The sequence below is a fragment of the Streptomyces tendae genome, from assembly GCF_014650435.1.
In the GTDB taxonomy this organism is placed as follows: Bacteria; Actinomycetota; Actinomycetes; order Streptomycetales; family Streptomycetaceae; genus Streptomyces; species Streptomyces tendae.
In genome coordinates this window covers 1-6,426 of the sequence record NZ_BMUY01000043.1, presented here as the reverse complement: position 1 = coordinate 6,426, position 6,426 = coordinate 1, and the positions used below count along the sequence as shown (strand labels likewise).

Here is a 6,426-nt window from a genome sequence, read left to right as displayed (position 1 = left end):
TGTGCGCGACCCGCTCCTGCGGATACTCCGGGTCCACCGGCACATAGGCGGCCCCGGCCTTGGCAACGGCGAGGAGCGCCACGACGAGTTCCACCGAGCGAGGCAGCTTCACCGCGACGAACGAACCCCGACCCACCTGCTGGGTGCGCAGCCATCCGGCGACCCGCCCCGACCAGGCGTCCAACTCGCCATAGGTCAGGACCCGGTCACCGCATTCCACCGCCACCGCGTCCGGTGTCCGTTCCGCCTGCTCGGTGAACAGCTCCGGCAACGACACCCCACGCAGAGTGCGCGAGGCTCCCTGCCAGCCGGACAGGATCTGCTCCCGCTCGGCGTCCTCCAGCACCTCCACCTCGGACACCCGGGAGCCGTTCCCACCGGCCACGACCCACTCCAGCACCTTGACCATCCACCGCACCAGTGATTCGGCGGTCGACCGGTCGAAGACGTCGGTGCTGTACTGGAGGGCGCCGCGCAGACCGCCCGGCGTGCCGGTCGTGCTGTGGGACTCGGCGAAGGAGAAACCCAGGTCGAACTTGACCCGGTGGGTCTCCACGGGTTCGTGGTGCACGGTCAGGCCGGGGAGCTTGGCGATCTCGTCGAGCGCCTCCACCGGACCGGCGTTGTTGAGGTTCAGCATCGTCTGGAAGAGGGGGTGCCGGGACAGCGAGCGTTCCGGGTTGACGGCCTCGACCAGCCGCTCGAACGGCATGTCCTGGTGGGCGTAGGCGGCGAGATCGGCCGTCCGCACCCGCTCCAGCAGCTCCGCGAAGGTGGGGTCCCCGGAGACGTCGGTACGCAGCACCAGCGTGTTCACGAAGAAGCCGACCAGGTCGTCCAGGGCGTCGTCGGTGCGGCCGGCGATCGGGGTGCCCAGCGGGATGTCCGTGCCCGCGCCCAGCCGGGACAGCAGCGTGGCCAGGCTCGCCTGGAGCACCATGAACAGGCTCGTGCGGCTGTCACGGGCCACGCGGGTCAGACGGTCGTGGAGTTCCGGCGGGAGCTCGAAGGTGACGACGTCACCGCGATGGGAGGCCACGGCCGGCCTGGGGCGGTCGAAGGGCAGGGACAGCTCCTGGGGGAGGTCCGCCAGCGTCTTCCCCCAGTAGTCCAGTTGGCGGCCGGCCTCGCTGTCGGGGTCGTCCTCGGTGCCGAGGACGTCGCGCTGCCAGAGGCTGTAGTCGGCGTACTGCACCGGCAGCGGCGCCCACTCCGGGGCGGCACCCCGCACCCGGGCCGCGTACGCCGCCGTCAGGTCCCGGGCCAGCGGGGCGCGGGACCACGCGTCGGTCGCCACGTGGTGGGTGAGGAGCAGCAGGACGTGTTCGTCGCCGCCTACCTCGAACAGGGTGGCTCGCAGGGGCGGTTCGGACGCCAGGTCGAAGGCGTGGCCCGCAGCCTCGGAGAGATCGGCGGCCAGCCGGGTGGCGTCGCTGGACACGACGGCGAGGGACGGGCGCGCCTCGTCCAGCACGACCTGATGGGGTCCCTCGGCGTCCTCGGCGAGGACCGTGCGGAGGGTTTCGTGCCGTGCGGTCAGGTCGGCGAGGGCGTTCTCCAGCGCCGCACGGTCGAGGGCTCCGGACAGGCGGAGGGCGACGGGGGAGTTGTAGGCGGCGCTGGGGCCCTCGAAGCGGTGCAGGAACCACAGCCGGCGCTGGGCGTGGGACAGGGGCAGCCGCGCGGGGCGCGGGAGCACGGAGGTGACCGGCGTGCGTGCGGCGCCGTTGCCGGTGTCGAGCGCTCCGGACAGGCCGGCGACGGTGGGGGTCTCGAAGAGCTGCCGGATGGCCATCTCGGCACCGAGTGCCGAGCGGATGCGGCTGACGAGTTTGGTGGCGAGCAGGGAGTGGCCGCCCAGGGCGAAGAAGTCGTCGTCGATGGTGACCGAGCCGACGCCCAGCACCTCGGCGAAGAGGGTGCAGAGAATGTCCTCGCGGGGGGAGCGCGGGGCCCGTCCGCCACCCGCCTGCGGCCCGTAGTCGGGGGCGGGCAGGGCGCGGCGGTCCAGCTTGCCGTTCGGGGTGAGCGGGAAGGCGTCCAGGACCACGAAGGCGGACGGCACCATGTAGTCGGGGAGCCGGTCGGCGGCCAGGGCGCGCAGGGCGTCGGCCGACACGGAGGCGCCCGCGGTCGCCGCGTAGGCGACGAGTCGCTTGTCGCCGGGCTGGTCCTCGCGGAGCAGGACGGCGGCCTGGGTGACGCCCTCGTGACCGGCGAGGACGGCCTCGATCTCACCCAGTTCGATGCGGTAGCCGCGGAGTTTGACCTGGCCGTCGCCGCGGCCCACGAACTCCAGCCGGCCGTCGTGGTTCCAGCGCAGCACGTCGCCGGTCCGGTACATGCGGGAGCCGGGCGGACCGTAGGGGTTGGCGACGAACCGCTCGGAGGTGAGGGCCGCGCGCCGCCAGTAGCCGCGGGCGAGCCCCGTGCCGGCGATGTACGCCTCGCCGGGGACGCCGGGCGGGACCGGACGCAGCCCGCTGTCGAGGACGTACACCTGGGTGTTCCAGAAGGGCCGGCCCACGGGGACCGGTCCGGTGGGTGCGGGCGCGCCCGCGGGGATGCGGTACTGGACGCTGTTGACGGTGGCCTCGGTGGCTCCGTACACGTTGAGGACGTCGGCGTCGGGGCGGCGGGCCCGCCAGCGGTCGGCGACCTCGCCGAGCAGGAGTTCACCACCCAGCATGATCAGCTCGCTGGGGGATGCCTCGGCGGGCAGCGCCTCCAGCAGGGCGAGCACACTGGGGGTGCCCTTGAGGAAGGTGGCTCCGGGACCCTCGGCGGCCCGCTCGTCGAGGTCGGCGACGCGCACCAGGCCGCCGGAGACGAGGGTCGTGTAGAGGGCGGTGACGGTGAGGTCGAAGCTGATCGGCGAGTGCAGCAGCGAGGTGCCCGTCATCGCCGGGTAGGCGTCGCGGGCCCACTGGAGATAGGCGCCGAGTGAGCGGTGCTCGATGACCACGCCCTTGGGCCGTCCGGTGGAGCCCGAGGTGTAGATCACGTACGCGGGGAGGCCGGGCGGTATCGGCACGGTGGGCGCGGTGGCGGGCCGGGCGGCGAGATCCCCGGTGTGGGCCGGGTCGTCCAGGAGGAGGCGCGGCGCACCCGAGTCGGGGATGCCGGGGGCGAGTTCGCGGGTGGTGAGCAGCAGGGCGGGCTCGGTGTCCGCCAGCATGAACGCGATGCGCTCCGCCGGGTAGTCGGGGTCCACGGGCAGGTAGGCCGCGCCCGTCTTGAGGACGGCGAGCAGGGCGACGACGGTGTCGCAGTCGCGGGGCAGCGCGATCGCGACGAACCGCTCGGGTGCCGCGCCGTGCTCGGCCAGCAGATGGGCCAGGCGGCTGGAGCGGGCGTCGAGTTCGGCGTACGTCAGGGTGCGGCCGGCACTCGTGACGGCCGGGGCCTGCGGGGTGCGGTCCGCCTGGGCGCGGAACAGGTCGAGGACCGTGGCGTCCGGGACGTCGTGTGCGGTGTCGTTCCACTCCCGCAGCACGCTGTCGCGTTCCCGGTCGGTGAGCAGGTCGAGGCGTCCGACGGGCTGCTCCGGGTCGGTGACGAGGGCGCGCAGGACACGGACGAAGCGGTCCAGGATCTGCTGGGCGGTGGCCGCGTCGAAGAGGTCGGGACGATGGTTGAGCCGGAACGTCATGCTGTCGCGGGCGGCCGCGATCAGCAGCAGCGGGTAGTGGGTGGCCTCCCGGTTCTTGCCGGGGGCCAGGCTGATGGCGGCGCCGATGCCGGTGCCCGCGGTGCCGGAACGGTTGACGGGATAGTTCTGGAACACCATGGAGGTGTCGAAGAGTTCGCCGTGCCCCACGGTGCGCTGGATGTCCGCCAGACCGAGGTGCTGGTGCGGGGTCAGTGCGGCCTGTTCGCGCTGGACGCGGGCGACGAGCCCGGCGAGCGGTTCGGCGGCCCGCAGCCGCACCCGTGAGGGCAGCGTGTTGATGAACAGTCCCACCATGCGTTCGACGCCGTCGATCTCCGGCGGACGTCCGGAAACGGTGGTGCCGAACACGATGTCGTCCCGCCCCAGGTGCTTGCTGAGGGCGATGGCCCAGGCGCTCTGCACCACGGTGCTGAGGGTGAGACCCCGGCCACGTGCCAGCTCGGTGAGCGCCGCGGTCTCCTCCCGGGGCAGCTCGGCCCGGACCTCGGCCCCGGCGACCGCGGCACGGTCGGCGCCGGGTGCCACGAGGGTGGGTTCCACGAGGTCGGCGAACGTGTCGCGCCAGGCGTCGCGGGCGGCGTCCCGGTCCTGGCCCTCCAGCCATGTGAGGTAGTCGCGGTAGGGACGCACCCTGGGCAGGGCACTGTCGTCGCCCGCGGCGTCGTAGAGCGCGAACAGGTCGCCCATGAGGACGGGCAGGGACCAGCCGTCGAGCAGGAGGTGGTGGTTGGTCAGGACGAGGCGGTGCCGGTCGGCGCCGAGCCGCAGCAGGGTGAAGCGCAGCAGCGGCGGCCGCGTCACGTCGAAGCGCGTGGCGCGTTCGGCGGCGACCAGGCCGGCGGCGGCCTCGGCGCGTTCGGCCTCGGGCAGGGCGCTCAGATCGCGCTCGGTCCACGGCAGCGGCACCTCCCGCATGACCAGCTGCGCCCAGTCGCCGCTCTTGCGCTGCCGGAAGGCGACCCGCAGGTTGGCGTGCCGGGCCAGCAGCTTCTCGGCGGCGGTGCGCAGGGCAGCGGTGTCCAGCGCACCGTCGATGTCGAACGACATCTGCACGACGTAGGGGTCGAGCTCGCCCTCGTCGTAGACGCTGTGGAAGAGCAGGCCCTCCTGGAGCGGGGCCAGCGGCAGGATGTCCTCGATCTTCCGCGCGGTGCGACTCACTTGCTGGCCTCTTCTTCCGTCTCGAAATCGTGCGGTTCGTCGTCGAAGTCGTCGAACAGGTCGTCCAGTTCCTCCTCGAACGCCTCGATCTCGTCCTGGCCGATGGAGGACAGGGAGACGTCGGAGGGGGTGAGACCGCCCGCGTGGGGGTTCTCGGAGTGCGTGACCAGGGCGCGTAGCGCCTGGAACCACAGTTCGGCCAGCTCGCGCACCTCGTCCTCGTCGAGGATCTCCTCGGCCCAGGTCCAGAACGCGACCAGCTCGGAGCCCTCCGGGCCGTCCTCGGTACGGGAGTTGAGCTCCAGCGGGTGGGCGAGCGGCAGCTGCGGGGGGTCGCCGGCGACGGCGTCGACGCCGGTGACCGGAGTCCAGTCGGCGGCCCGGTCGCCGTCGGCGGCGGTGAACCGGCCTAGGTAGTTGAACGCCACGTGGGGGGCGGCGTGGCCGTCGAAGCCGGCCGCGGTGGCCGGGTTGAGATGACGGACCAGGCCGTAGCCCATGCCCTTGTCGGGGACGGACCTGAGCTGCTCCTTGATCCGCTTCGCGGCGGAGCCCGCCGCCGACCCGCCCGCGAAGGCACGCGCGAGGTCCACACCGCCCGTGTCGAGGCGTACCGGGTACAGGTTGGTGAACCAGCCGACCGTACGGGACAGGTCGGCGCCCTCCACGAGGTGCTCCTCGCGGCCGTGCCCCTCCAGGTCGAGCAGCAGCTTCGGCCCGCCGTGCCGCCAGCGCGCCCAGGCGAGGGCGAACGCGGTGAGCAGCACGTCGTTCACCTCCGCGTGGAAGGCGGCGGGAACGCGGGTCAGGACGGCTTCCGTGACCTCGGCCGGCAGGGTCATGGTCAGCCGGCCGGCGGTGGCCTGGCGATCCCTCGCCGGGTCCAGTGGCCGGCGGCCCGGCGGGGGCCCGGCGGACCGCAGGACGTCCTGCCACCAGGCCGCGTCGGCGACCCAGGCGGGCTTGACGGCCTCCTCGGTGAGGCGCTGCGACCAGCGGCGCAGCGAGGTGCCCACCGGTTGCAGGGCGGGCTTCAGCCCCGCGGAGACCGCCTCGTACGCCTCGGCGAGGTCGGGGATGAGGATGCGCCAGGAGACGCCGTCGACGACCAGGTGGTGGATGACCAGCAGCAGCATCCCGGCGCTGTCGCGCCCACGGTCGAACCACACGGCCTGCACGACCCGGCCCTCGCCCAGGTGCAGCCGGTCACGGGCGGCCGCGCCCGCCTCCCGGACGAGGGCGTGGAGGTCGGCCCCGTCGGCGCCGGAGGCGTCCACCCGCCGGACCAGGGCCCCGGCGTCGACGCTTCCCGGCCCCCGGACCTCCAGCCGCCGATCCGGAGCCGGCGTGAGACGGGCGCGCAGCGCGTCGTGGTGGTCCAGCAGTGCCTGTACGGCTTCGGTGAGCGCGTCGGCGTCCAGGTCGGCCGGTACGCGCAGCACGGCGGACATGTTGAACGCGTCCAGGTCGTCGGTGCGGGCGAGCAGCCACCGCTTGATCGGTGTCAGGGGTACGTCGCCGATGCCGGCGCCGGGTTCCTCCGTGACGGTGGTGTCGGTCTCGGTGACGATCTCGGCGAGTGCCGCCACGGT

At 73.2% G+C, this 6,426-nt stretch carries 2 protein-coding genes; both read right to left on the bottom strand.

What is annotated here, in order from left to right; genetic code table 11:
- The coding region (locus IE258_RS40235; protein WP_189750746.1) for a non-ribosomal peptide synthetase at positions 1 to 4,834 on the bottom strand (4,834 nt) is incomplete at its 3' end.
- Positions 4,831 to 6,426: condensation domain-containing protein (locus IE258_RS40230; protein WP_229892759.1), on the bottom strand; the 1,596-nt coding region annotated here is incomplete at its 5' end. The genes IE258_RS40230 and IE258_RS40235, both read right to left, overlap by 4 nt.